This window comes from Spongiactinospora gelatinilytica, assembly GCF_003236385.1.
GTDB lineage: Bacteria > Actinomycetota > Actinomycetes > Streptosporangiales > Streptosporangiaceae > Spongiactinospora > Spongiactinospora gelatinilytica.
Map to the genome: position 1 here is coordinate 1 of NZ_POUA01000067.1, position 25,170 is coordinate 25,170.

Here is a 25,170-nt window from a genome sequence, read left to right on the forward strand (position 1 = left end):
GGTCCCGGGGGCGGAGCCGCACTTCAGGCGGGCGCCCTTGGAGTGGGCGACGTGGCCGTCCGCGTCGGTGACGATCGTGTAGTAGGTGCGCCAGCCCGTTGAGCAGCGGACTCCGGCGCTCACCTTGCCGTTCGTCAGGGTCGCGTGCTTCTTCGCGAGCAGCGGGTCGGGTCCGGGGCGCGCCCAGCGGATCTGGACGCGCAGCCTGCTTGAGTCGGTGCAGTTGGCGCGGGCGCCGACGGCGCGCACGGTGGTGCCGTTGAGTTGGGGCAGGGCCGCTTGGACGCGGCAGGGGTCGTGTCCGGCCTGCGCGGGGGCCGCGGCGATGACGGCCGGGGTGGTACTGACTACTGCGAGACCGCCGAGGCACGCGAGTGCCCGGATGAGTCTGCGCATGTGCTCCTCCAGGTGGTTGACGCCTGTTGGAACACGCATTCTGTCGCGAACAAACCGGACATGTCAGGATATTTCTGAGAATATTGGGGCTCCAGGTGAACCTGGGACGACCCTCCGACGTCACAAACCCCGCCGAACAAGGGGTTTGCGGCCCCGGTGCGCGTTGGAAACTCGCCACGGCCGTACGAGCTGCGCGCAGCCGCCGCCCGCCGCGGCGGGCAATGGTCAGGGGATGCCCCGCACGGCGGTGGCGGAAACCGCGCCCGGCGAGTCGCGGGCGGGCCGACTCAGGCGGCGAGCTGCGGCGGGGAGACCAGGAAGGCGCAGTCGCCGAAGGAGACCTCGTCGCCGGGACGAACGCGGGCCGGGCCGACCAGCCGCCAGCCGTTCAGCCGGGTGCCGTTGAGCGAGCCGAGGTCGATCAGCATCCACTCGCCGTCGTTCTCGCGGCGCAGCTCCGCATGGACACGGGACACCGTCAGGTCGGAGAGCACCAGGTCGCAGGCTGAACCCCGGCCCACCACATAGCGCAGCCGCTCGTCGTCGGGCAGCAGCAGCCGTTGCAGCCGCGGGCGGCGCCAGGCCCGCTGCAATCGCGAGGTGAAGTCGGACGCCGCGCCGACGACCTCGGTGAGCATCCGCCGCAGCCGTCCGCGCGGGGGCAGATCGGCGACCAACTCGTCGAGCTCGCCGCGGCTGCGGGCGCGCAACGCCATGTCCACACGACCGAGGAACGTGTCGTGGGACATCCGCCCCTCGACCACGCGGTCCCGCAACTCGTTGATCGCCCGATCGCGATCACCGTCGGACGCACGGGACGTGGGCGGCGTCGAGCTCATGCTCAAAAGTATCGGCCCACGCGGGGTTTCGTGTCCAGAACAACGTCATCGAGCGGGGCCTCGCGGGATTCCCGGGGGTTAAGTCCGAATTTACCGGAGGTTTGGAGCATGGTTGCATCGCGGTAGGTAACTACGTAGCCGGGGGTAAATGAGTGAGCTTGTGGGAGTACATCGCGGACCGGAGGGATCTCCTCCTGTTCGAGGCGGTACAGCACGCCAGCATGGTCGCCCAGTGCGTACTGATCGCGGCCCTGGCGGGGGTGCTCGCCGGGGTCGCGACCTACCGGCGGCCACGCCTGTCCGGGCTGGCCACGTCCACGGCGGGGGTGGTGTTCACGGTCCCCTCGCTGGCGCTGCTGGGCCTGCTGATCCCGGTGCTCGGGCTCGGTGTGGCGCCCAGCGTCGTCGCGATCACGATCTACGCGCTGCTGCCGATCATCCGTAACACCGTCGTGGGCCTCAGCGGCGTCGACCCGGCGCTGGTCGACGCCGCCCGTGGCATCGGCATGAGCAGGCGCCGCTCGCTGCTGCGGGTCGAGCTGCCGCTCGCCTGGCCGGTGATCCTCATCGGCATCCGGGTCGCCACCCAGCTCGCCATGGGCATCGGCGCGGTCGCCGCGTACGTCTCCGGCCCCGGGCTCGGCGAGCAGATCTTCTCCGGCCTGGCCCGGCTGGGCGGGGCCAACGCCGTCAACTCCGCGCTGACCGGGACCATCGGCATCGCCGTCCTCGCACTGCTCTTCGACGCCTGCTACGTGCTGATCGGCCGGCTGACCATCCCGGGAGGCGTCCGTGCCTGAGGCCGCGAACCACATGAGCGGCGGCAAGGGCGTGCCGATCGAGCTGCGCGGGGTGACCAAGGTGTTCCCCGGCACGGGCGAGCCCGCCGTACTGGACCTGGACCTCACGATCGAGGCCGGTGAGACCGTGGTGCTGCTCGGCCCCTCCGGCTGTGGCAAGACCACCACCATGCGGATGATCAACCGGTTGACCGAGCCCACCTCGGGCGACATCCTGATCGGCGGGCGCAACTCCAGGGACATCGACCCCGACAGGCTGCGCCGGGGCATCGGCTATGTGATCCAGCAGGCCGGGTTGTTCCCGCACATGACCGTCGCCGGCAACATCGCGCAGGTGCCGAGGCTGCTCGGCTGGGACTCCCGGCGCGTGTCGGAGCGGGTGGACGAACTCCTCGCCCTGGTCGGCCTGGAACCCGCGACCTTCCGCGACCGCTACCCGCGCAAGCTGTCCGGCGGCCAGCAGCAACGGGTCGGCGTGGCCAGGGCGCTGGCCGCCGACCCGCCGGTACTGCTGATGGACGAGCCGTTCGGCGCGCTCGACCCGATCAACCGCGCCCGGCTCCAGGACGAACTGCTGCGCCTGCAGGAGGAACTGGCCAAGACCATCGTCTTCGTCACGCACGACGTGGACGAGGCGCTGAAGATCGGCGACCGGATCGCGATCATGCAGCGCGGCTCCCGGATCGTGCAGTACGCGAGCCCCGCCGAGATCCTCGCCCACCCCGCCGACGACTACGTCGAACAGTACCTCGGCGGCGGTTCGTCGATGCGGCTGCTGTCGCTGACCAGGGTCGGTGACATCGAACTGGACCAGGTACCGCACGCGACCGAGGACACCGACGCCGGCGACCTGCGCGCCCAGGCCGAGGCCGACGGACGCGGCTACGCGCTGGTGCTCGACCGGCTGCGCCGCCCGCGCCGCTGGGTCACCACCAAGGCCCTCGCGGGCGCCGATGGCACGGCGGGCGAGGTCGAAGGCGAGCCCGCCGGCGTCCTGATCGGCGGCCGGACGACCCTTCAGGAGGCACTGGAGGCGCTGCTCAACACCGACAACGACGTGGTTCCGGTGGTCGGCAGGCGGCAGGTCTACGCCGGGGCCGTCTCGCTCGGTACGGTCCAGCAGGCCATCCAGACCATCAAGTCCCGGGAACGGGACCGCCGCCGGCGCCAGCACGGGGACGGCGGCGAATGACCCTCACCGAATCCGCCGAGCCGGCCACGCCGGCCCCCGAACCCCGGCTCGGCCGTTCCTTCTGGCTCGCGCTGTCACCGCTGTGCTACCTCGCCATCGGCGCGGCGATGATCGTCTACACCCAGGTGACCGGCCTGGACAGCCTCGAACGCAACTCCCTCGGCCTCGGCTTCATCGTGCGGCGGACCTGGGAGCACGTCGAGCTGGTCTTCTTCTCCACGCTGCTGGTGCTCGCCATCGCGCTGCCGCTCGGGGTCGCGCTCACCCGGCGCGGGCTGCGCCGGGCGACGCCCGCCGTACTCGCCGTGGTGAACCTCGGCCAGGCGACGCCCGCCGTGGGCCTGGTCGTGCTGCTGGCGCTGGTGTTCCGGATCGGGTTCTGGATCGCGGTGGCGGCCCTGGTCGCCTACAGCCTGCTGCCCGCGCTGCGCAACACGATGGTCGGCCTGCAACAGGTCGATCCGCACCTGGTGGACGCGGGCCGCGGCATCGGCATGTCCGCCGCGGGCGTCCTGTTCAAGGTCGAACTCCCGATGGCCGTGCCGGTCATCCTGTCCGGCGTGCGTACCACGCTGGTGCTCAACGTCGGTACGGCGAGCATCGCCGCGTTCATCGGCGCGGGCGGCCTCGGCGACCTGATCACCGCGGGCGTGAGCACCCAGCGCAACCTCGTCCTGGTCACCGGATGCGTGCTGATCGCCGTGCTCGCGCTGCTCCTCGACTGGCTGGGCGGCGTCGCCCAGCGCTACCTCTCCCCGAAAGGACTGTCCTGACATGCGCCGCGCACCGGCGCCGCTCGCGGCTCTGCTCGCCGTGCTGCTGCTCACCAGCGCATGCGGGCTGCACCCGGCCTCCGCCTTCGTCCCGCCCGTCGAACCCGGCGCCATCCGGCCCGTCCCGGGCCTCGCCGACGTGCGGGTACGCGTGACGTCCAAGGAGTTCACCGAGCAACTGGTACTCGGCAAGATCGCCGTGCTGGCGCTGACCGCGGCCGGGGCGCAGGTGTCCGACCAGACCAACGTGCAGGGCAGCGTGAACGCCCGCGCCTCACTGACCCGCGCCGACGCGGACCTGATGTGGGAGTACGTGGGCACCGGGTGGGTCACCTACCTCGGGCAGGAACGCACCATTCCGGACCCCCGCAAGCAGTACGAGGCGCTGCGCGACCTGGACGCCAGGCGCAACGACATCACCTGGCTGCCGCCCGCCGCGCTGAACAACACCTACGCGGTGGGCGTCACGCGGGAGTCGGCCGCGAAGTACGGGCTGCGGAAGATCTCCGACATCACCAAGGTGCCGCAGGCCCAGCGCACCTTCTGCGTGGACCACGAGACCTTCGGCCGTGAGGACGGGTTCCTCGGCATGCTGCGCGGCTACGGGCTGAAGTACGGCGCCGACATCCGGCAGTCCGCGGTGCGCCGCACGTCGGTCGGCGTGCTCTACAACTCCATCGCCAGCGGCGTCTGCACGATGGGTATGATCACCTCCACGGACGGGCGGGTGCGGGCGCTCGACCTGGTCACGCTGGAGGACGACCGGAAGTTCTTTCCGGCGTTCAACGCGTGCCTGACCGTGCGCGGGGAACTGCTGCGGGCGCATCCGGAGATCGCCCGCATCTTCGCGGCGATCAGCGAGCGGCTCACCGACGACGTGATGCGCGCCCTCAACGCCCAGGTGGACGTGGACGGCGGCGTGCCCGTGCTGGTCGCCAAGGAGTGGCTGGTCTCGCAGGGCTTCGTGAACTGAGCCTGGTCAGGTGACCGGCCTGGTCAGGCGGATCTTGGACTGCTTGTGCGGGAGCTTCTCCCAGTCGTCCATGAACCGCCCGGCCAGGCCGTGCCGGGCGGCCAGGTCGATCAGCGTCTCGGTGCGGTAGTAGAAGTCCTCGCGGAGCACCTGGTGCTCCTTGCCCTCGGTGCGGTCGAAGGTGAAGTCGAACCACGCCCCCGGCCGCATGACCCGGCCGACGTGCGCGAAGCACTCCTCGATCACCGGTAGCGGGGAGTGGGAGAAGACGCTGTGCGCGTGTACGACGTCGAAGGTCTCGTCGGGCAGGAAGTCCAGGCGCAGGTCCCTGACCGGGGTGAGGTGCGGGAGCTTGTCGCGCAGGCCGTACTCCGCCAGCACCCGCTGCGCCGACATCAGGATGTCGGGGGAGATGTCGATGCCGTAGTAGTTGCCCGGCTGGAGGTGTTCGATGAACAGCCGTCCGGCGCGGAGATTGCCACAGCCGATCTCCAGCATCCGCATGTCCGGGCGCAGGCCGTGCTCCACCAGGTAGTCGAACTGCATGCGGCCGAGCGCGATCCAGCGCTTGTGCGACTTGCTGCCGACCGCGCCCTCCGGATCGCGGGCGGTGTCGGACCTCATCACGGCCCGGTAGTAGCTCACGTGGTCGCGGGTGCGCAGCCGCAGCCAGGTGTCCCTGGTCAGGCGGCGCAGGTGAGGCGCGATCTTGTCGGGATTGCGCCAGGCGTAACGGAGCTGGTGAATCGGGTTGTTGCGGTTCATTGCACCCTGTCCGCGGTCAGCCGATAGTTAAAGGTCATCAGGACGGCCATCAAAATGATCACCGCCGGGACCAGGCACTGCCCGATCATGATGGCGGCCTCCGCCCCCGCCGGCTGGGTCACCCGCCGGCTCGGATCTGAGGAGATGAACCCGCCCGCCGTCAGCACGGCCGCGAAGATCATCGTGCCGAACGCCGACACTCCGCTCTCGATGGCCGTCCACAGCCCGGTGAACATCCCCGCCCGTCGCCTGCCGGTCGTCGCCGCGTCGGCGGCGACCACGTCGGCCAGCATGGAGAACTGCATGAGCTGGACTCCGCCGAGCCCCATGCCCGCCACCAGCAGGGTCAGATGGGTGTAGACCGTGCCGAACGCCGGCGTCGCCAAGGCCGCGGCGGTGCCCCCGCCGAGCAACAGCCCCGCGAGGATCATCGCGCCGCGCTTGTCCAGACGCCTGGCCAGCCAGACCCACACCGGCATGGTAAGCAGCAGCGGTATGACGAGGGCGGCGAACAGCGTGCTCGTGGCTTTGGGATCGTCCATGATGTAGGTGGCGAAATAGGGTGCGCCGGCCAGCATCACGCCGGCCGAGAGCGTCTGGCTGGAGGCGATGGCGAGCAGCCACCAGAACGGGCCGTTGCCCCTGGCCGCCATCAGTTGGGCGAACGGCGACCCCTCCTGGGGGACGGCGCGGATGACCGCGGGGGCGCGAGCCGTACCGAAGAACGCGCCCAGCATCGCGGTCAGCATGACCAGCGCCACGAACACGGCCATCAGCCGGTAGCTCTCCGTCGTGCCGCCGGGCCGGTCGGCGTCGACGATCGCCGGGGCGGCGATGCCGCTGATCGCGGTGGGCCAGGCCGACGAAGATCATGCGCCACTGCGACCGCGAGGTCCGCTCGCGGTGGTCGCCGGTCATCTCCGCCGACATGGTCTTGTACGGCACCTCGAACACCGAGTAGGCCGTCGCGGAGATCAGGAAGCAGACGCCGACGTAGATCGCGGCGGGCGCGCCGGTGATCGGCGGCCCGGCGAAGGTGAGCGTGAAGGCCACCGGCAGCGTCAGCGCGCCCGCCAGCAGCCAGGGACGGCGCGGGCCGAGCCGCGACCTGGTGCGGTCCGACCAGCGGCCGATCAGCGGATTGGCGACCAGGTCTCATGCCTTGGGCGCGGTGACGACGATCCCGGCCGGCCAGGCGGGGGCCGCCATGATGTTGGTCATGTAGTAGAGCAGCAGCAGGCCGGGCACGGCGCCCCAGGTCCCCGTGCAGAAGGAACCCACGCCGTAGCCCAGCCGGACTTCCCGCGTGACCGTCCGGGTCACCGAACCTGACGCCGTTGCGTTCACGACGCCATTACAGCGAGTGTCACGCCGGGTAGCGAGCCACCACCCCAGGGCCGCGGGAAACCGCTGGGTTTCGTCAGTCGGCGACGTCGGCGCAGACGACGTGAGCGCCGATCTCGATCATCCGGCGTTCACTGCGCGCGTCGGCCACCCGGGCCATCAGGATCGGCGCCTCGCTGGCGGCGAGCTGCGGCAGCCGGGCGCGTACGCCGCGGTGCAGATCCCGTACGACGTCCTCGGCCGCCATCATCTGCACCTTGACGTGCAGCATGATCCCCGGTGCGCCGGAGGCCGTGCGCGCTTCGGAGATCCACACGTGGTGGACCAGCGGATAGTCCGTGAGGATCTGCGCGATCGCCTTGCGCAGGCCGGGCAAAATCGGGTGGGTGCAGCGGCGGTACCCCGGATCGACCTGCTGCATCGGCCCCGACAGGTGCGGGCGCGGAGCCGGGATCCACGACTGGGCGGGCGCCGGTGTGGAGAACGCCGACACCGGGACGGCGGCCGCGGGCGCCTGTGAGGGCGCGCTGTTCACCGTGGCGGCCCGACCGACCGTCGCCATGGCCCCGGTCGCGTACGCGTTCGGCGCGACGTGCGACATCACCGGGGTCGGTCCCGTGCGGGTCACTTGCAGGAAGCGTTGCAGGTCGTCGATCGGGACCGCCGCGGCGGCCGGGCCCGCGGCGTCGATCACGACCTCTCCCACGCCGGTCACCCGCTGGATGTCCAGGATCGTGTCGGCGTCACACGGCGACAGGGAGTGGCTGCCGCGGTGACGCGCGTAGGTGTGCGGGCTGGTGTAGCCGAGCAGCACGCGATCGCCCGCCTGGGTCGTGCCGAGCACGACGGAGCGGTCGGGGCGGACGGCTACCAGGATTCCTCCATCGGCGAGCGCCGACAGGAGCCGGTGCGGACTGCCGTGCTGGGCGAGCACTTCGCCGAGAGCGGGGTTCCCGATGCTCATATGACGAACGATAGGTAGTGAACCACGGCTTATCAGGGTAATCGGGAAGATTCTTTGCGAGCAATACCAAGATGACGGCAGAACGGGTGGATTCGCCCACGGTGGGTACGCGGGCCGTACGCCCGGCGTGAACTCGCTGCCTGGGGCGTCTCGGATGCCGGGACACTCGTGAACACATTCACAAGCGGTCGATAGACTGCATGGCGTCCCATGCCGACCAGTAAGGACCGTCCCGTGAACAAGCCCGTTGTCCTGGTGGCCGAGGAGCTCTCCCCGGCCGGCATCGCCGTACTCGGTGCCGACTTCGAGGTCCGTCAGACCGACGGAGCCGACCGCTCTCAGCTTCTTCCCGCGCTCGCCGAGGCCGACGCCCTCATCGTGCGCAGCGCCACCCGGGTCGACGCCGAGGCGCTGTCCCACGCGCCGAAGCTCCGCGTCGTGGCGCGGGCGGGTGTCGGACTGGACAACGTCGACGTCGAGGCCGCCACCAAGGCCGGCGTCATGGTCGTGAACGCGCCCACCTCCAACATCACCAGCGCCGCCGAGCACACCGTGGCGCTCATCCTGGCCAGCGCGCGCAACGTCGCCCAGGGGCACAGCGCGCTCAAGGGCGGCGAGTGGAAGCGGTCCAAGTACACCGGCGTCGAGCTGGACGAGAAGGTCGTCGGCATCCTCGGCCTCGGCCGGATCGGGCAGCTCGTCGCCCAGCGGCTGCAGCCGTTCGGCGTCGAGCTGATCGCCTATGACCCCTTCCTGCAGCCCGCGCGGGCAGCGCAGATCGGCGTCCGCATGGTGTCGCTGGAGGAGCTGCTGGCCGAGTCCGACTTCATCACCGTCCACCTGCCCAAGTCCAAGGAGACGGTCGGGCTGATCGGCGACCGTGAGCTGCACGCCGTCAAGCCCTCGGTGCGCATCGTCAACGTCGCCCGCGGCGGTATCGTCGACGAGGCCGCGCTCTACACGGCGCTGAAGGAAAGCCGGGTCGCCGGGGCGGGCATCGACGTGTTCGCCAAGGAGCCCTGCACCGACAGCCCGCTGTTCGAGCTGGACAGCGTGGTCGTCACCCCGCACCTCGGCGCCTCCACCCACGAGGCCCAGGAGAAGGCCGGCACCCAGGTCGCGCGCAGCGTCAAGCTGGCGCTGTCCGGCGAGTTCGTGCCGGACGCCGTCAACGTCCAGGGCGGCGCGGTGGCCGAAGACGTCAAGCCGGGCCTCGCGCTGGCCGAGAAGCTCGGGCGCGTCTTCACCGCCCTGGCCAGGGAGACCGCCACCAAGCTGGACATCGAGGTGCGCGGCGAGATCGCCGCCCACGACGTGCGGGTGCTGGAGCTGGCCGCGCTCAAGGGCGTGTTCACCGACGTGGTCGAGGACGCCGTCACCTACGTCAACGCCCCGCTGCTGGCCCAGGACCGCGGCGTCGCCGTCGAGCTGGTCACCAGCCAGGACAGCCCCGACTGGCGCAACCTCGTCACCGTGCGCGGCGTCCTCGCCGACGGCCGCAACGTCTCGGTGTCGGGCACGCTGTCCGGCACCCGGCAGGTCACCAAGATCGTCGAGGTCAACGGCTTCGCGATGGAGATCGAGCCGACCGACCACCTGGCCTTCTTCGGCTACCACGACCGGCCGGGCATCGTCGGCATCGTCGGGCGCATCCTCGGCGACCACTCCATCAACATCGCGTCCATGCAGGTGGCAAGGGATGAGAAGGGCGGGCGCGCGCTCATCGCCCTGACCGTGGACACCGCCATCCCGGACGACCTCCTCCCGGCCATCATGGCGGAGATCGGCGCGGACACCGGCCGCACGGTCGACCTCGCCGACTGACCGCCCGCCTTTCGCTCCGGCGGGGGTTCACCTCGCCGGGGCCAGGCGGATGATCTGGTCGCGCAGTTCCTCGGTGCCGTCGGCCTGGAGCGCGCCGTTGTCGATGGGGGGCGTGCAGCCGGACGTGAACCAGATGTCCACCGGCGGCCCGTCCCGGTAACCGAATATGAGCCGGAAGGTGCCCTCGTCGTCCGGCGGGCCCTGGCAGCCGTTGGCGGTCTTCCATGCGTGCCGCGCGTTCAGCGGCCCGGCGAGGGCGGCGGCCTCCCGCGCGCCGTACTTCCGGTGGGGCCACGTCTTGGTGGGTGAGCCCTGACGGCACACCGTGACGGAGACCGGTTCGCCGGGGACCATCGTGTCCTCCTCCCCGCGGCGGCCCGTGGTGCCCTCACAGGCGTCGGTCTGCCGGACGGGAAGCCAGGTTCCGGTGCGGTAGGCGGCGGTGATGTTCCGGCCGATGTAGGCGCCGGACCGAACGGTGCCGTTGGTGGTGACCACGCAGGAGTTGACCTCCTCCGCGCTGCCCAGCCACAGCGCCGAGCCGTCAGGGTAGGCGAACCGGATCAGATAGTTGGTCGTCGGGCCGCCCATCGCCGTGCAGGCCCCCGGCCCGGAACCGACCGGCAGGTAGGCGATGTCGTGCAGCATCGCCCGCGTTCCGGTGGTCAGGGTGCGCGTACCGGCCGGCCGTTCGCCGCCGGGCTTGTAGTTGAGGCCCGGATAGGCGCAGATCAGCGCCTCCACCGGAGCGCCGGGCACGAGCGTCTCACCGGCGCCCTCGACCCGCGCCGCGGCGGGGACCCAGCCGCCCGTGTCCGCGCCGCCCCACCGCTGCGGACACGTCGCCGGTACGGCCGGCGCGTCCTTCGCCACCGGCTCGGGCGCGCTCACCGCGATCACTCCGACCATGACTCCGGTCGCCAGGAGAGCTCTCACACCGCTGAGAACGTCAATGCCCCACGATCGGTTCACCGGTCCGTGACACTCGTCAAAGTCGGGTCATGAGCGATCCGGTGGCCGCGGGAGCGGCCGTGCGCCTGAAAGGGCTGCACACGACGTTCGGTGACGTGCATGCCGTGCGGGGGGATCTGACGATCGCCCCCGGGCAAGGTGCTCGCGCTGCTCGGGCCGAACGTGGCGGGCAAGACCACCACCATGGACATGCTGCTCGGCCTCACCCCGCGCAGGGCCACGGCGGAAGGGCCGGCCGGGGCGATGCCCCAGTCGGGCGACCTGCCGGCGAGCTGGCCGCCAGGGAGATCGTTCAGGTGATGGCGGCGCAGTACCCGCGCTTGGCGGAGCCATCAGGATCGCCGTGGACCGCGGCCGGCTCTGAACGCTGCCGATGTCTCACATGGTGGGACAATCCGACGGCCAGCGAGACGCACCCTGGAACGCGGGGTAGTCTTATGTGGTAATGCGCCAGGTATTCGTAATTCTTACCTGCCGCGGCGGGGCCTGATCAGGGCAGGCCGGCGACCCGCCGCGGTGCGTGCGCTTGCCGGCCGGTGATCCGCCTGAGGATCTGTGACCCGGATCCCATTGACGGGTCGATCAAGGGTTCGTGTGCCGAATCCACTTTTCCCGCCCGATTCCGCGTGCGCGTGTCGTCACGCGGGCGTTCGCCCACGAGATCGAGAGAAGATCATGTACGATATGTACCCCTGGACCCCCGCCGACGAAGAGCGCGACGAGGCTGCGGACGCCGTCCAGTTCGCGCTGGACCGCCGTGACAACGGTGGCTCTCCGACGCGCTGACATCCAGCGGCCATTCCCCACGGACCCCCGGACACGAGGGGCGCGGTGTGGCACGATGCGTGGGGCATGTTTCGCCCCTCGTGAACCGCCGCATCGATCGAGGAAACCAGAACATGGACTCACGCGCTCGCCAGTGGAAGAAGAGCTCGCGCAGCGACGGACACTGCGTTGAGGTCACGACCGTCGATTCGGCGGACTCCAGCCACAACAAGGCCGCCGAGGGAGAGCAGCTCTTCCTGCTCCGCGACTCCAAGAACCCGGACGGCCCCGTGCTGACCTTCACTCCCGCCGAGTGGGAGGCGTTCGTGGCCGGCGTCAAGGACGGCGAATTCGACATCTGACCGGCGCGCCGCCCGTCGGCCGTGACACGGACCGGCGGGTGGGGGCTCTAAAGTGATCCGTGACCGTACGGAGCGGAGGAGGCCCGATGGCATCGGTGGTCAAGATCAATGTCCTGAGCGTCCCGCCGGACATGCGCGAGGAGCTGGAGCGTAGATTCGCCGGCCGCGCGGGCATGGTCGAATCCCAGGACGGCTTCGAGTGGTTCGAGCTGCTGCGCCCTCTGGACGGCACCGACCGCTACCTCGTCTACACCCGCTGGCGCAGCGAAGAGGACTTCCAGCGCTGGCAGAGCAGCCAGGCCTTCCAACGCGGCCACGCCCAAGCCTCAGGCGAGCGCCCATCCGGCCCCCCTCAGGGAGTCGGCCACGGCCAGGGCCCGGCCGCCACCGGCTCCGAACTCTGGTCCTTCGAGGTCATCGAAACCGCCGCCCCGAAGTAGCGCGTGCCCTCGTCGTCACAGCCCTTTGAAGGGCGTGGTGTCCAGGGTGAGCCGCCATGGCTCTGGTAGTTCGAGCGGGTCGCCGAAGGCGGCCTCGGTTTCGGTGGCGTAGCCTTTTTCGCCGGGGTCGCTGAGCAGGCGTACGCGTTGTTCGTAGGTGTCGATCACCAGGTAGAGCGGCACTTTTCCGCGTGCGCAGGTGGCCGGTTTGAGCTTGTGGTCGTCGTGTGAACTGCTCGGTGACACCACCTCCACCACCAGCAATGTGTCCTCGGCGTACACATGGTCATCCCCCCACATCCGCCGATCCGGTCCGACGATCACCAGATCCGGAATGAACCGCGCCTCCTGCGGCCCGAAGAACAACTTGATCATCGGCCAGATCCGCCACCCCTTCTCGGCCACCACACCGACAAGCTGCATCAGCAGCATGGAAAAGACGTCATTGTGCGCCCCGGTCGGCATGTCCGTCACCACGATCCGGTCATCGTGGAGCTCAACACGCATGTCCGGTAGTAGCTCGCAGACCCTGGCGTAGCGGTCGTAGATGGTCTCGTTGGTAGAGGCGGGTGGTGCCTCCGGGCGATCCAGAACCTTGGCCATGAGGCCGTCATCCCCTTCAGGCTCATTCTCACAACGTGTTTGCCGTAACACTTACTGTAGTGGCTTTCGAGTCGTACCGCACGCCAGTTCGAGAAGATTCCGAAGGGCTGCTGCGAGCCTGATAACGATGTGGCTCATGCGCCTGCGGTGACTTGACCGGGCCTTCCGGAGTCGGAAAGCATGATCCGCTCCCTTCATCCCGGTCCTGGAAGGAAACTGGCGTGCGCCGCCGATCGAGTGCTGCCCTGGTGTTGTCCGCCGTCATGCTGCTGGCCGGTGGCGGGGTGGTGAGCGGGGCCGATGCCGCGGCCGTGAAGCGGACGGCGGAGTGTCAGGGGGACTGGCTGCCCGCCACGCCGACGTCGGAGGACGTCATGGCCGGACAGCTGTCGTTCCTGGGGCTGCCCGCCGTCAAGGTGGGCAAGAACGTGAACTGGCGGTGGAGTCCCTACAAGAACCGCTCCTGGGACATGGTCTTCCACTCCCTGCGCTGGATGGGCAGGCTCGTCGCCGACTACGAGCTCAACGGCAAGGAGAGCTACCTGCGCCGGGCCCGGGAGATCGCCAAGGACTGGGTGGACGACAACCCCCGCGGCGGCCGGAACACCAGCCCCTACGCCTGGCAGGAGCACCCCATCGCGCTCCGCGCGCCCGCGCTGGTGTGCCTGAGCAAGCACGTCGGCGAGGACTGGCTGAAGAAGAGCCTGGCCGAGCACGGCCGCATGCTGGCCGACCCCAAGCTCTACGAAAAGGGCCACAACCATGGCATCGACCAGGACATCGCGCTGCTCGGCATCGGCTGCCGCTACGGCCGTGACGAGTGGTCCGAGCTGGCGATCCGGCGGCTCACCGAGACGGTGAAGCTCGACGTCGACTCCCAGGGCGCGCTGCGCGAGCAGGCGCCGCGTTACGCGATCTACGTACACCAGCGGCTCAAGGTCGCCATCGACAACATCAAGGCGTGCGACCGCGCCGTGCCCACGCAGATCACCAAGCGCTGGAACTCCCTGGAGACCTTCATCGCGCACGCCACCCAGCCCAACGGCCACATGGTCCCGATCGGCGACGGCGGAGCCGACGTACGGCCCGCCGGCTACGACGCCCCCACGCAGAAGGTGAAGGTCTTCGGCAGCTCCGGATACGTGTTCGGCCGCTCCTCCTGGAAGGACGAGAAGGAGTCGGCCTTCTACTCGATCAGGTTCGGCCCCGGCCTGAAGTTCCACGGCCACGAGGACCACCTGGGCGTCACCTACTTCGCGCAAGGCCGTGACGTGCTGGTGGACGTGGGCTTCCACTCCTACGAGAACACGCCGTACCGCCGCTGGACCATGTCACCGCAGGCGCACAACGTGCCGGTCGTGGCCGGTGCCGCGTTCCGCGGCGGCACCCCCTCCAAGCTGGTGAAGTCGTCCACCGGCGGGAACCGGCAGAGCTACCGGCTCACCGACCGGGCGTACGGCGTGGCGCGTACCCGCTCGGTGCTCGTCAACCACGGCGATGACCTGATGGCCGTGCTCGACACCGCGGCCGGCAAGTCCAGGATCAGCAACATCTGGCACTTCGACCACGGGCTGACCGCGGCCGCCTCCAGCGGCGGCCGGGTCGTGCTGCGGGACAAGGACTGGAAGGCCACGCTCGTGCAGGTCGCGCTGCCCTCCTGCCGGCCGGTGAGCGGGCTGAAGGTGGTCAGGGGCGCGAACAGCCCGATCCAGGGATGGGTCTCGCCCGCCTACCTGAAGAAGACCCCCGCGCCCGCCGTGCTCTCGCCCGCCTCGGCCGACCCGCTGCTGACCATCGTGGTGCCCGGTGTGGCCGACCCGAAGGTGCGGTGCTCGGGCGGCAAGGTCACGGTGGAGACGGCCGGCGACGCGGTGTCCTTCAAAGCCACGCCCGCCGGGGCGCTCTCCTGAGCGCCCCGCAGTGCGCCTGACCTCGCTACTCGCCCTCGTGCCCGGCCCGGAGCAGCCCGTACGTCACCGCCTGCTCCAGGGCCTGCCAGGACGCCTCGATGATGTTCTCGTCGACGCCGACCGTGGACCACTCGCCGGTGTCGTCGCTGGAGGTGATCAGCACCCGGGTGATCGCCTGGGTGCCGTGGCTGCCTTCGAGTATCCGCACCTTGAAGTCGGTGAGCTCCAGCCTGGCCAGCTCGGGGTAGAGGCGTTCGAGCGCCTGCCGCACCGCCTTGTCCAGGGCGTTGACCGGGCCGTTGCCCTCGCCGGTGGCCACGATGCGCTCGCCCTTGGCGTGCACCTTGACGGTGGCCTCGCTGACCACGTCGCCGCCTGCGGGGCGCTCCACGATGACCCGCCAGGACTCGACGGAGAAGTGCCTGCGGCGGTCGCCGCCGACCGTGTCGCGGAGCAGCAGCTCGAAGGAGGCGTCGGCGGCCTCGAACGTGTAGCCCTGGGACTCCAGGACTTTGACCCGCTCGACCAGCTCGCGGGATTCCTGGGGGCTGAGGGTGTAGCCCAGCTCGCGGCCCTTCAGCTCGACCGAGGCGCGACCGGCCATGTCGGAGACCAGCATCCGCATGTCGTTGCCGACCTCGGCCGGGTCGATGTGCTGGTAGAGGTTGGGATCGACCTTGATCGCGCTGGCGTGCAGGCCGGCCTTGTGGGCGAAGGCCGACACGCCGACATAGGGCTGGTGGGAGTTGGGCGTGACGTTGGTGACCTCGGTGATCGCGTGCGCGATGCGGGTCATGTCGGCCAGCGACTCGCGCGGCACGAGGTCGAAGCCCCGCTTGAGCTGGAGGTTGGCGACGACGGTGAACAGGTTGGCGTTGCCCGACCGCTCGCCGTAGCCGTTGGCGCAGCCCTGGACGTGCGTGACGCCCGCGCGTACCGCGGCGAGCGTGTTGGCCACCGCGCACCCGGTGTCGTCGTGGCAGTGGATGCCGAGCCGCGCCTGCGTGCCCGCCGCCGCGAGGACCACGTCGGCCAGCTCGTCGGGCAGCATGCCGCCGTTGGTGTCGCACAGGGCGATCACGTCTGCCCCGGCCTCGGCCGCGGTGCGGACGACTTCGAGCGCGTACGCTGGATTGGACTTGTAACCGTCGAAGAAGTGCTCGGCGTCGAGGAAGACACGCTGACCCTCCGCACGAAGGTGAGAAACCGTGTCGCGGATCATCGCGAGGTTCTCCGTGAGAGTCGTGCGAAGGGCCAGCTCCACGTGCCGGTCGTGACTCTTGGCGACAAGGGTCACGACCGGCGCGCCGGATTCGCGCAAGGCGGCCACCAATGGGTCGTCGGCGGCCTTCAGTCCGGCCCGGCGGGTCGCGCCGAACGCGGCGAGTTGCGCGTGCTTCAGGTCGAGCTCTGTTCGAGCCCGCCGGAAGAATTCGGTGTCCTTGGGGTTGGCGCCAGGCCAGCCCCCCTCGATGAAGCCGACGCCCAGGCCGTCCAGGTGGCGCGCGACGGTGAGCTTGTCGGCCACCGTGAGGTTCAAGCCCTCCTGCTGGGCCCCGTCGCGCAGCGTTGTGTCATAGACGTGGAAGCGGTCGTCGGCCATCGGTTCGTCTCCTTGACGGTCTTTTCGCGGTTCGATCTTCGATCGCCATGTGCACGCTCCGGCAAACAAAAAGACCCCTCACGGACGTGAGAGGTCTGCGCGCCGGCGTGGTCCTGTTACGTGCCGGCGCGCCTGCCGATAATGAGCAGACCGTTCTTCATGGTCCTAGCAGTCTGCCACATCCTCCGGCATCTGGCACATTGATCTCAGAGTCCGAGACACGGAGCGTACTGCGGGCGAGCCCGCCCCTCCCCGTGCAGAATGAGCGCCATGAAGGCCACCTACCTGGATCCCGCCGTCGGCCAGTACGTCCTGGCCCACACGACACCCCCCGATGACCTGCTGGAACGCCTCGCCGTGGAGACTCGCGCGGCCACCGGAGGCCACGCGGGCATGCAGATCTCCCCGGAGCAGGGGCGGTTCATGACCATGATCGCCCAGATGGCCGGGGCGGCCAACGTCGTCGAGGTCGGCACGTTCACCGGCTACTCCTCGATCTGCCTGGCCCGCGGCCTGGCCCCCGGGGGCCGGATGACCTGCTTCGACGTGAGCGAGGAGTGGACCTCCATCGCCCGGCGCTACTGGGCGGAGGCCGGCGTGGCCGACCGGATCGAGCTGGTACTCGGCCCGGCCGCCGAGACCCTGGCGCGCTTTCCCGCCGACCCGCCCATCGACCTGGCCTTCATCGACGCCGACAAGCCCGGCTACCCGGTCTACTACGAGCTGGTGATGTCCCGGCTGGCCCCCGGCGGGGTGATCATCGTCGACAACACCCTGCGCGACGGGAACGTGGCCGATCCGACGAACGACGCCGCGAGCACGGTGGTGATGCGCGCGTTCAACGACCTCGTGCGCGGCGACGCCCGGGTGACCAGCGTGCTGCTGCCGGTCGCCGACGGCCTGACGCTGATCAGGAAGAACTGACGGCCACGGCCGGGATCTCGGGCGAGTCCCGGCCGCGAGCGCTCCCGCGGGTCAGCAGATCTTGTGGACCCAGGAGTGGGTGTCGGGGCGCGCGCCGTACTGGATGCCGACCAGCTCATCACGGAGCTTGAGCGTCACCGGGCCGGGCGTGCCGTCGCCGATCGTCCAGCCGCGGTCGGTGCCCTTGACGGTGCCGACCGGGGTGACCACGGCGGCGGTGCCGCAGGCGAAGACCTCGGTCAGCTCGCCCGACTCGCATCCGGCCTGCCACTCCTCGATGGAGAGGCGGCCCTCGGCGACCTCCAGCCCCAGATCGCCCGCCATGCTGATGATCGAGTCGCGGGTGATGCCGGGCAGCAGCGTGCCGGTGAGGGCGGGGGTGAGCAGTTTGTTGCCGAAGACGAAGAACAGGTTCATTCCGCCCATCTCCTCGACGTAGCGGTGTTCCACCGCGTCGAGCCAGACGACCTGGTCACAGCCGTTCTGGACGGCCTGCCGCTGGGCCACGAAGGCCGCCGCGTAGTTGCCGCCGCACTTGGCGAAACCGGTGCCGCCGGGGGCGGCGCGGGTGTACTCGGTGGACAGCCAGACCGACACGGGCTTGACGCCACCGGAGAAGTAGGAGGCGGCGGGCGAGGCGATCACCATGTACTTGTAGGCGCGCGACGGGTAGTTGACGCCCAGCGCCGCCTGCGTGGCGATCATGAACGGGCGCAGGTAGAGGCTGTGCCCCTCGGCGGTGGGCACCCACTCCCGGTCGGTCTGCACGAGCAGTTCCAGCGACTCGACGAAGGTGTCCTCGGGCAGTTCGGGCATGGCCATGCGCTGCGCCGAGAGGTTGAAGCGGGCGGCGTTCGCGAACGGCCGGAACGTGGCGATGCTGCCGCCGGCCTGCCGGTACGCCTTCAGGCCCTCGAACAGCTCCTGCGCGTAGTGGAAGACGGAGGTGGCCGGGTCAAGGGTGAGCGGGCCGTACGGCAGCAGCCGCGCGTCGTGCCAGCCCACGCCCTCGGTGTGGTCGACCGAGATCATGTGGTCGGTGAAGTGCTGGCCGAACCCGGGGTTCGCCAGTACCTGCTCGCGCTCGGCTACGGTGCGAGCGTGGTCCGAGAGCTGCACGTCAAAGCTGAGCTTCTGAGCGGTGGTCATGGCGAGGTCCTTCTCTTGGATGGTCTGCCCTGCCTCCATTGTGCGACGGAGGCAGGCCGTAACGGAAAGCTACTGCATAATCTGGACATTCGGCAGAGCCTCGGAGTCCAGGTTTGGGTGACCCGGCTCCTGCTGCGCCGTCTCCCGCGTGTGACGGTACTCTTCGGTTCTTCGTGTGGTGTGTAACACCTTACGAAGCTCACAGGCTGTCGCCTTCGGGGGGTCGCGAAGATCTTCGGCCGGCAATGCGAACGCGCATGGCACCCCTCCCGGGTCGCCATGCGCGTGAGTGTGAGCGGCCCGGGACTACCCGGCTACTCGTGCGGTGATGTCGTCGCCGATCCGGCTGGTGCCGCGCACCGCGTCGCCGCGCTCGGCCAGGTCGTCGGCCACCGCGCGCTCGATCGCGCCCGCCGCGTCGGCGAAGCCCAGGTGGTCGAGCAGCATGCCGACCGACAGGATCGTGGCGGTCGGGTCGGCCTTGCCCTGGCCCGCGATGTCGGGCGCGCTGCCGTGGACCGGCTCGAACATGCTCGGCGCGGTGCGGTCGGGGTTGACGTTGCCGCTGGCCGCGAGGCCGATGCCGCCCGCGATGGCGGCGCCGATGTCGGTCAGGATGTCGCCGAACAGGTTGTCGGTGACGATCACGTCGAACCGCTCCGGCTGGTTGACGAAGAACATCGAGGCCGCGTCGACGTGGCAGTAGTCGGTGGTGACCTCGGGGTATTCGGCGGCGACCCGGTCGAACGTGCGCGCCCACAGGTCGCCCGCGTAGGTCAGCACGTTGGTCTTGTGGACCAGCGTGAGCTTCTGGCGGTCGCGCCCGCGCGCCTTGTCGAAGGCGTACCGGATAACCCGCTCCACGCCGTGGGCCGTGTTGAACGACTCCTGGGTGGCGATCTCGTGCGGCGTGCCGCGGCGCATCGCGCCGCCCGCCCCCGCGTAGGGGCCCTCGGTGCCTTCGCGCACGACGACCATGTCGATGTCGCCGGGGTCGGAGGAGGCCAGCGGGGTGGCGACGCCGGGGAAGAGCTTGACCGGACGCAGGTTGACGTAGTGGTCGAGCTCGAAGCGGAGGCGCAGCAGCAGCTCGCGCTCCAGCACGCCGGGCGGCACGCTGGGGTCGCCGACCGCGCCCAGCAGGATCGCGTCGTACTCGCGCAGCTCGGCCAGCACCGCGTCGGGCAGCGTCTCGCCGGTGGCGTGGTAGCGCCGCGCGCCGAGATCGTAGGTGGTGGTCTCCACCTTCGGGCCGACCGCCTGGAGCACCTTCAGACCTTCGTCGACGACCTCGGTGCCGATGCCGTCGCCGGGAATGACCGCCAGGCGGATGCTGCGAGAATCCATGCGCATACCATACCTGTTCCGTCTCGCCTCGCGAGCACGCCATCTCAGCTTGTGGACATTTCTCCGGTTGTCGGAGGCTTTTTCCGGTTACTGGATGTTTCGCGCGGGTGAGGAGGGCTCTTCCAGCTTGAGCCGGACGACGGCGGGCAGGTTCTCCACCTCGAGCGCGTCGCGCATCCGCGGGATCGCCTTGCCGCTGAGGTGCCGCCGCACCTCCTCCATCGGCGAACGCTCGTCCGCCACGACCGCGAGCCGCACCCCGGGCTTCTTCCGCGTACCGGTCAGGTCGGCCTTCGCCCGCAGTATCGCAGGATGGTCGGACACATCCGTCTCCAGCGCCTTGGACACGCCGCCGGCCTCGACGTCCGTCTTCCCCGTCGGCCCCTGCGCCAGCCGCAGTCCGGACAGTACGTCCTTGCGGGCCTGGGCGAACAGCCAGCGCAGCCCGAGCACCGCGAGCAGTACCGAGACCACCGCCAGCACCCACCACAACCACGGGTTGGCCGTGAAGAAGCCGGTCAGCCCCGGCCCGATCACCGGCTGGTTCCGCGCTCCCGCGCCGAACAGCCCAAGCCCCCTGGCCAGTGCGTAGAGCCCCGGAAGGAGCAGCGCCAGGCCGCACAGCATCAGCCCCAGCCGGTTGCCCCTGGCCGTCTTACGTTCCATGGCGCCGGCCCTTTCCGTCGCGTACCGTCACCTTGACGTCCGGCGTGGACACGGGAGCCAGCGCGCGGATCTTCGCCGCGGCGGCCTGCCGTACCGCCTCGGTCAGCCGCGGCGCGGCCGTCAGCAGCGACGTCGTCGCCGTCACCCGGACGCGTCCCCGGCGCAGCCGGGCCTTGGCCTCCCTGACCCCGTCCACGTCCTCGACCGCGTGCCGTACCGCGTTGGTGAAGCTGCGGCGCTGCATGCCCATGATCAGGTCACGGTCACCGGTGCGCAGCGGCACCAAACGCGGCCGTCCAGGGATCAGCGCGGCCAGCAGCAGGACGAGCCCGAGCAGGGCCGCGATGGCGGCCCCTGTGAGCATCGCGGGGTCGTTCCAGGGCGTACTGGTCGCCCACCGCCGCAGCGGCTCGTACGGCACGATGCGCGCCGCACCGCCGAACAGCGCCGAGATGATCTCGATCGCGGCGATGATGCCCAACGCCATCAGCACCACCGAGGCGATCACCGCCGGCCACCTGCGCCATGGCCGGAACGCGTGCGCGGCGGCATGGTTCGCCCGCCTGCCGCTCCGGCGGGGCGGGACGTCGGCCTGTGGGTGCGTGCCGGCCGCGGTCATGGCGTCCGCCCCATCGTCTCTCGGAGTGCGTACGTGGCGGTCATCGCGGCTTCCCGCGGCCTGCCTCGCCGGCGCGCTGGGCCGGGACCATCGCGGTCACGTCGATGTCCACATGGCCGATGGCGAGTCCCGTCAACTGGTGGACCCTGGCCGCCACGTGACGGCGTATCCGATCGGTGAGCGTGCGCAGCGGGGCCGGGTAGGCCACGGTCACGTCCAGGGCGAGCGTGGCCAGGCCGCCGTCCACGCTGGCGCTGGACCGCTCGTTCCACGGCACCGCGCCGCGCCGCCGTACTTCGAGCACGCCGTCCACCTCACGGGCCGCGCGGGCGGCGACCCGCGAGACCACCTGGTCAGGGATGATCGTCCGGCCGCGCCGCTCCGGCGGCGCCGTCGCAGGGGCCATGCCCGTCGTCTGGGTCATCGCCGTCTCGCGGCGAGCCGTGAGAGATCGACCTGGCCGCCCTCCATCAGGTGGCCGATCAGCAGGCCGACCGCCCCGAGAACGAGTACCAGCAGGAACGCGCCCAAGCCACCGAACGCTCCGGCGAACCCGAGGGCCAGACCTACGGTGAGGCCGATCAGCGGCCACAGTGGAAAGGTGTCCATTCCTGCCTCCTTGAGGCTTCGGTGTGGTGTTGAGCGTGCTTCAGCTGCTCATTTGCAGGTCGTCGATCGTCACGTTCACCGGTCTGCCGCCGGCCGCCTGGCCGACGGCCTCCCGTATCCGGTCGGCGACCTCGGGCAGCGGCGTGCCGTATCGGGCGGTGACCGCGATCTCCAGCCCGTCGTCCCGCAGCGCGACCCCACGGACGCGGCCGCCGGGCAGGTACGTCGCGATCGTCCCGAACGGGCCGCCGGACAGTTCCGCCACATCCGGGCATCCCGCCACCCGCTGCGCGATGTCCCGCACCAGGTCGTTCTCGGTGCCGGCGCTCGGGTCGCCCCCGTGTTCCGGGGCGTCGTGGCGCGGGCGCGCGGGCTCGTCGGCGGGCGCGTGCCCGCCGGTCTCGCTCGGTGGCCCGGGCGGTGTCCCCTCCGCCGGGTACCCGTCGTTCACTGGACTCGCGACTCTTCCTGCTGCTGGCTCTTCTTCTGCTCGCCGGACTGCTTGTCGTCGCCGGGCAGATACACGTCGTCGACCTTGACGTTCACCTCGGTGACCTCAAGGCCGCACATGCGCTCCACCGCCGTGATCACGTTCCGGCGTACGGCGGACGCCATGTCCGGGATCGCGACCCCGTAGTCCGCGACGAGGTTCACGTCCACGGCGGCCTGCCGTTCGCCCACCTCGACCGAGACGCCGTGGGCCGTCGGTCTGTCACCGCCGCCCACCATGCCGCGCACGGCGTTCAGGGCGCGCCCGGCGGCGCCGCCCATCTCGTGAACCCCGGACACGTCGCGCGCCGCCATCGCGGCGATCTTGGCGACGACGCCGTCGGCGATCGTCGTCTTCCCCTTGCCCGACTGCAACGGCCCGGCCGCGCCGGACTCCTCGGTGCGGGCTCGGGGTACCGCTGCTTCCCTGTGCGTGGTCTCGGACACGTCGGTTCCCCCCGGCTCCTCGTACTTCCTCGTGGCCCACCTCAGTGACCCCCCGAGTGCCCTCCCAGTGCGCTCAGGGCATCCAAAAAACGCGATATATCCACCTATTGCCGCAGGTCAGCGGCACAATCCGCACTTGATGCCCATTTTCCGGGTAGTTTCCGTGTCGTTTCCCTTCGTGTACGGCCTCCTGGTCATCCGCTGGAAAGCCCCGGCGTCCTGCTGGCCGAAACCACTCGACGGCCTCAGTAGGCTCGTGCCGTACGGCATCCGACTGTCAGGGGCGGTCATCCAGTGCGCATAGCGAGGTTCACCACCGGCGAAGGTGTGACGTTCGGTGTGGTCGACGGCGGGCCCGGCGAAGAATTCGTCGCGGCCGTACACGGCCATCCGTTCGGCACGGTCCAGTTCACCGGTGAACGCAAACCCCTCTCCGAGGTGCGCCTGGTCGCGCCGATGCTGCCCAGCAAGGTCATCGCGATCGGCAAGAACTACGCCGACCACGCCCGCGAGATGGGCGCCGAGCCACCGGCCGAGCCGGTGGTCTTCAGCAAGCCGTCCACCTCCGTGATCGGCCACGGCGAGGCGATCGTCTACCCCGAGAAGCTCTCCGAACGGGTCGACTTCGAGGGCGAGCTGGCCGTGGTGATCGGCCGGCTGTGCCGCGACGTGCCCGTCGAGCGGGCCGCCGAGGTGATCTTCGGGTACACCTGCGCCAACGACGTGACGGCCCGCGACCTGCAAAAGAAGGACGGTCAGTGGACGCGGGCGAAGGGCTTCGACACCTTCTGCCCGCTCGGCCCCTGGATCCAGACGGATCTCGACCCGGCCGACCTCGCGATCACCACGACCGTCAACGGCGAGATCCGGCAGAGCGCCCGGACCTCCCAGCTCCTGCACGACATCCCCGCGCTGATCGCCTATGTGAGCGCGGTCATGACGCTCATCCCCGGCGACGTGATCCTCACCGGCACACCGGCGGGTGTCGGTCCGCTCAGCCTGGGTGACGAGGTCGGTGTCGGCATCGAAGGAATCGGCACTCTCAGCAACCGGGTGGTCTCCCGTGATTAGGGTTCGTTTCGCCCCCTCGCCCACCGGCATGTTCCATGTCGGCGGCGCGCGTTCCGCGCTGTTCAACTGGGCGCTCGCCGAACGGTACGGCGGGCAGTTCGTGCTGCGCATCGAGGACACCGACGCCGCGCGCAACCGGCCGGAGTGGACCGAGGGCATCATCTCCGCGCTCGCCTGGATCGGCATCCACGGCGAGAACCCGGTCTTCGAGGGCCCCTACTTCCAGTCGGCCTACGAGCCGCAGCACCGCGAGGCGGTGGCCAAACTTCTCGCCGACGGCAAGGCCTACCACTGCGACTGCACCAGGGAGCAGCTTGAGGCCCGCACCGGCTCGGAGCACCGCGGCTACGACGGCCACTGCCGCGACCGCGGGCTGACCTCGGGCGCCGTCAGGTTCCGCACGCCCGACGAGGGCGTGACGGTCGTGGACGACGTGATCCGGGGGCGCGTGGAGTTCCCCAACGACGCCCAGGAGGACTTCGTCATCGCCCGCACCGATGGCTCTCCGCTGTACGTGCTGGCCAACGCCGTTGATGACATCACCCAGTCGATCACCCATGTGATCCGCGGCGAGGAACATCTGTCCAACGCCGCCCGCCAGCAGTTGCTCTGGCCCGCCCTCGGCGCGACGCCGCCGGTGTGGGCGCACCTGCCGGTGATCGTCAACGAGCAGCGCAAGAAGCTCTCCAAGCGCCGCGACAAAGTCGCCCTGGAGTCCTACCGCGACGAGGGCTACCTCGCCGAGGCGATGGTCAACTACCTGATGCTGCTCGGCTGGGGGCCGGGCGACGACCGCGAGATCATGCCGTGGCCGGAGATGGCGCCCCTCTTCCGGCTGGAAGACGTCAACTCCGCCTCCGCCTTCTTCGACGAGAAGAAGCTGCGGGCGTTCAACGGCGAGTACATCAGGGCGCTGCCGCTCGCGGAGTTCATCGCCCGCTGCGATCCCTTCCTCGACCCGTCCTGGGACCGCCAGGTCTTCGCCGAGATCGCACCGTTGGTCCAGACCCGCATCTCGGTGCTGTCTGAGGTGTCGGCCAACGTCGACTTCCTGTACCTCCCCGAGCCGGTGTTCGACCAGGCGAGCTGGGACAAGGGCATGAAGAACGCGCCCCGCGAGATCTTGTCCGGATACCTCGCCCGGCTGGAAACCGTCTCCTTCGACCCTGAGTCGCTGAAGACGGCCCTGGAGGAGGTCGGCGCGGAACACGGCCTCAAACTGAGCAAGGCCCAGGCCCCGATCCGCGTCGCCCTCACCGGCCGCACGGTCGGCCTCCCCCTCTTCGAGTCCATCCACGCCCTAGGCCCCGCCCGCACCCAGGCC

The 25,170-nt window shown here is 69.9% G+C and carries 29 protein-coding genes and 1 pseudogene; 12 read left to right on the forward strand and 18 right to left on the reverse strand.

Going from position 1 to position 25,170, the window contains the following annotated elements; all coding sequences use genetic code 11:
- Together C1I98_RS11490 and C1I98_RS11495 are read right to left on the reverse strand one after the other, a co-directional pair.
- Positions 1 to 396, reverse strand: a 396-nt coding sequence (locus tag C1I98_RS11490; RefSeq protein WP_146607382.1) for a hypothetical protein, incomplete at its 3' end; no start/stop codon positions are given.
- 287 nt (positions 397 to 683) lie between these two features.
- Entirely contained in the window at positions 684 to 1,235 is a 552-nt protein-coding gene (locus C1I98_RS11495; protein ID WP_111167155.1) for an FHA domain-containing protein, read from the reverse strand.
- Between the two features lie 152 nt (positions 1,236 to 1,387).
- Between C1I98_RS11495 and C1I98_RS11500 the strand changes: the two genes are divergently transcribed.
- From C1I98_RS11500 to C1I98_RS11515, 4 genes are read left to right on the forward strand one after another with little or no spacing between them, the layout of a single operon-like run.
- The gene (locus tag C1I98_RS11500) at positions 1,388 to 2,035 is read left to right on the forward strand and encodes an ABC transporter permease (RefSeq protein WP_111167156.1); all 648 of its coding nucleotides are present in this window, start codon (positions 1,388 to 1,390) and stop codon (positions 2,033 to 2,035) included.
- A 13-nt stretch (positions 2,036 to 2,048) separates the two neighbouring features.
- The gene (locus tag C1I98_RS11505; protein ID WP_111167175.1) at positions 2,049 to 3,227 is read left to right on the forward strand and encodes an ABC transporter ATP-binding protein; all 1,179 of its coding nucleotides are present in this window, start codon (positions 2,049 to 2,051) and stop codon (positions 3,225 to 3,227) included.
- Positions 3,224 to 4,000 (forward strand): ABC transporter permease, encoded by a 777-nt coding sequence (locus C1I98_RS11510; RefSeq protein WP_111167157.1) that lies wholly within the window; start codon positions 3,224 to 3,226, stop codon positions 3,998 to 4,000. Before C1I98_RS11505 ends, C1I98_RS11510 begins: the two co-directional genes overlap by 4 nt.
- A gap of 1 nt (position 4,001) precedes the next feature.
- Entirely contained in the window at positions 4,002 to 4,973 is a 972-nt protein-coding gene (locus C1I98_RS11515; RefSeq protein WP_111167158.1) for a glycine betaine ABC transporter substrate-binding protein, read from the forward strand.
- A gap of 6 nt (positions 4,974 to 4,979) precedes the next feature.
- Here C1I98_RS11515 and C1I98_RS11520 read toward each other — a convergent pair whose 3' ends face one another.
- The 5 genes and pseudogenes from C1I98_RS11520 to C1I98_RS11530 all read right to left on the reverse strand — a co-directional run bounded on the left by C1I98_RS11520 (position 4,980) and on the right by C1I98_RS11530 (position 8,046).
- Complete coding sequence (locus C1I98_RS11520) at positions 4,980 to 5,738, reverse strand: class I SAM-dependent methyltransferase (RefSeq protein WP_111167159.1); 759 nt, start codon at positions 5,736 to 5,738, stop codon at positions 4,980 to 4,982.
- Positions 5,735 to 6,583: an MFS transporter gene (locus C1I98_RS11525; protein WP_306461855.1), complete on the reverse strand. Its 849-nt coding sequence runs from the start codon at positions 6,581 to 6,583 to the stop codon at positions 5,735 to 5,737. The genes C1I98_RS11520 and C1I98_RS11525 overlap by 4 nt, the downstream gene beginning before the upstream one ends.
- 76 nt (positions 6,584 to 6,659) lie before the next feature.
- Positions 6,660 to 6,890: pseudogene (locus tag C1I98_RS44985) on the reverse strand (MFS transporter); the annotation flags it as partial.
- Between the two features lie 3 nt (positions 6,891 to 6,893).
- A complete protein-coding gene (locus C1I98_RS43755; protein ID WP_233507730.1) occupies positions 6,894 to 7,085 on the reverse strand; it encodes a hypothetical protein in 192 nt (63 codons plus the stop codon).
- Positions 7,086 to 7,158: 73 nt separating this feature from the next.
- Entirely contained in the window at positions 7,159 to 8,046 is an 888-nt protein-coding gene (locus C1I98_RS11530) for a hypothetical protein (protein ID WP_111167160.1), read from the reverse strand.
- 234 nt (positions 8,047 to 8,280) lie between these two features.
- On the opposite strand from C1I98_RS11530, the gene serA reads away from it, so the two are divergent.
- Positions 8,281 to 9,870: a phosphoglycerate dehydrogenase gene (serA, locus tag C1I98_RS11535; protein ID WP_111167161.1), complete on the forward strand. Its 1,590-nt coding sequence runs from the start codon at positions 8,281 to 8,283 to the stop codon at positions 9,868 to 9,870.
- 27 nt (positions 9,871 to 9,897) lie between these two features.
- Here the strand turns inward: serA and C1I98_RS11540 are convergent, their stop codons facing one another.
- Positions 9,898 to 10,806, reverse strand: a complete 909-nt coding sequence (locus C1I98_RS11540; RefSeq protein WP_146607383.1) for a hypothetical protein — start codon at positions 10,804 to 10,806, stop codon at positions 9,898 to 9,900.
- A 174-nt stretch (positions 10,807 to 10,980) separates the two neighbouring features.
- Here C1I98_RS11540 and C1I98_RS42795 point away from each other — a divergent pair, with 174 nt between their 5' ends.
- The 3 genes from C1I98_RS42795 to C1I98_RS11555 all read left to right on the forward strand — a co-directional run bounded on the left by C1I98_RS42795 (position 10,981) and on the right by C1I98_RS11555 (position 12,409).
- Positions 10,981 to 11,142 (forward strand): hypothetical protein, encoded by a 162-nt coding sequence (locus tag C1I98_RS42795; protein WP_199536875.1) that lies wholly within the window; start codon positions 10,981 to 10,983, stop codon positions 11,140 to 11,142.
- Between the two features lie 599 nt (positions 11,143 to 11,741).
- The gene (locus tag C1I98_RS11550; RefSeq protein WP_111167163.1) at positions 11,742 to 11,969 is read left to right on the forward strand and encodes a DUF397 domain-containing protein; all 228 of its coding nucleotides are present in this window, start codon (positions 11,742 to 11,744) and stop codon (positions 11,967 to 11,969) included.
- Positions 11,970 to 12,055: 86 nt separating this feature from the next.
- A complete protein-coding gene (locus C1I98_RS11555; protein ID WP_111167164.1) occupies positions 12,056 to 12,409 on the forward strand; it encodes an antibiotic biosynthesis monooxygenase family protein in 354 nt (117 codons plus the stop codon).
- Between the two features lie 15 nt (positions 12,410 to 12,424).
- Here C1I98_RS11555 and C1I98_RS11560 read toward each other — a convergent pair whose 3' ends face one another.
- Entirely contained in the window at positions 12,425 to 13,012 is a 588-nt protein-coding gene (locus C1I98_RS11560; protein ID WP_111167165.1) for a Uma2 family endonuclease, read from the reverse strand.
- Positions 13,013 to 13,233: 221 nt separating this feature from the next.
- Between C1I98_RS11560 and C1I98_RS11565 the strand changes: the two genes are divergently transcribed.
- Positions 13,234 to 14,922 (forward strand): heparinase II/III domain-containing protein, encoded by a 1,689-nt coding sequence (locus C1I98_RS11565; RefSeq protein ID WP_233507731.1) that lies wholly within the window; start codon positions 13,234 to 13,236, stop codon positions 14,920 to 14,922.
- Positions 14,923 to 14,947: 25 nt separating this feature from the next.
- Here the strand turns inward: C1I98_RS11565 and cimA are convergent, their stop codons facing one another.
- Positions 14,948 to 16,525, reverse strand: a complete 1,578-nt coding sequence (gene cimA / locus C1I98_RS11570; protein WP_111167166.1) for a citramalate synthase — start codon at positions 16,523 to 16,525, stop codon at positions 14,948 to 14,950.
- A 270-nt stretch (positions 16,526 to 16,795) separates the two neighbouring features.
- On the opposite strand from cimA, the gene C1I98_RS11575 reads away from it, so the two are divergent.
- Positions 16,796 to 17,449, forward strand: coding sequence for an O-methyltransferase (locus C1I98_RS11575; protein ID WP_111167167.1), 654 nt, complete (start codon positions 16,796 to 16,798; stop codon positions 17,447 to 17,449).
- A 51-nt stretch (positions 17,450 to 17,500) separates the two neighbouring features.
- On the opposite strand, the gene C1I98_RS11580 is transcribed toward C1I98_RS11575, so the two are convergent.
- The 8 genes from C1I98_RS11580 to C1I98_RS11615 all read right to left on the reverse strand — a co-directional run bounded on the left by C1I98_RS11580 (position 17,501) and on the right by C1I98_RS11615 (position 22,775).
- Positions 17,501 to 18,598 (reverse strand): branched-chain amino acid aminotransferase, encoded by a 1,098-nt coding sequence (locus C1I98_RS11580; protein WP_111167168.1) that lies wholly within the window; start codon positions 18,596 to 18,598, stop codon positions 17,501 to 17,503.
- Positions 18,599 to 18,904: 306 nt separating this feature from the next.
- Positions 18,905 to 19,945 (reverse strand): 3-isopropylmalate dehydrogenase, encoded by a 1,041-nt coding sequence (locus C1I98_RS11585; protein WP_111167177.1) that lies wholly within the window; start codon positions 19,943 to 19,945, stop codon positions 18,905 to 18,907.
- Between the two features lie 87 nt (positions 19,946 to 20,032).
- The gene (locus C1I98_RS11590) at positions 20,033 to 20,611 is read right to left on the reverse strand and encodes an Asp23/Gls24 family envelope stress response protein (protein WP_111167169.1); all 579 of its coding nucleotides are present in this window, start codon (positions 20,609 to 20,611) and stop codon (positions 20,033 to 20,035) included.
- Entirely contained in the window at positions 20,601 to 21,230 is a 630-nt protein-coding gene (locus C1I98_RS11595) for a DUF6286 domain-containing protein (protein WP_111167170.1), read from the reverse strand. The genes C1I98_RS11590 and C1I98_RS11595 overlap by 11 nt, the downstream gene beginning before the upstream one ends.
- A gap of 40 nt (positions 21,231 to 21,270) precedes the next feature.
- Entirely contained in the window at positions 21,271 to 21,654 is a 384-nt protein-coding gene (locus tag C1I98_RS11600; RefSeq protein ID WP_111167171.1) for an Asp23/Gls24 family envelope stress response protein, read from the reverse strand.
- Positions 21,651 to 21,839 carry a hypothetical protein gene (locus C1I98_RS11605; protein WP_111167172.1) on the reverse strand — a complete coding sequence of 63 codons (189 nt, stop codon included), beginning with the start codon at positions 21,837 to 21,839 and terminating at the stop codon, positions 21,651 to 21,653. The genes C1I98_RS11600 and C1I98_RS11605 overlap by 4 nt, the downstream gene beginning before the upstream one ends.
- A 40-nt stretch (positions 21,840 to 21,879) precedes the next feature.
- On the reverse strand, positions 21,880 to 22,290 hold the full coding sequence (locus tag C1I98_RS43760; RefSeq protein WP_233507733.1) for an Asp23/Gls24 family envelope stress response protein: 411 nt from the start codon (positions 22,288 to 22,290) through the stop codon (positions 21,880 to 21,882).
- Complete coding sequence (locus tag C1I98_RS11615; RefSeq protein ID WP_111167173.1) at positions 22,287 to 22,775, reverse strand: Asp23/Gls24 family envelope stress response protein; 489 nt, start codon at positions 22,773 to 22,775, stop codon at positions 22,287 to 22,289. The genes C1I98_RS43760 and C1I98_RS11615 overlap by 4 nt, the downstream gene beginning before the upstream one ends.
- A gap of 294 nt (positions 22,776 to 23,069) precedes the next feature.
- Between C1I98_RS11615 and C1I98_RS11620 the strand changes: the two genes are divergently transcribed.
- Positions 23,070 to 23,846: a fumarylacetoacetate hydrolase family protein gene (locus C1I98_RS11620; protein WP_111167174.1), complete on the forward strand. Its 777-nt coding sequence runs from the start codon at positions 23,070 to 23,072 to the stop codon at positions 23,844 to 23,846.
- A gap of 28 nt (positions 23,847 to 23,874) precedes the next feature.
- A partial coding sequence (gltX, locus tag C1I98_RS11625; RefSeq protein ID WP_233507736.1) for a glutamate--tRNA ligase occupies positions 23,875 to 25,170 on the forward strand: 1,296 nt, incomplete at its 3' end.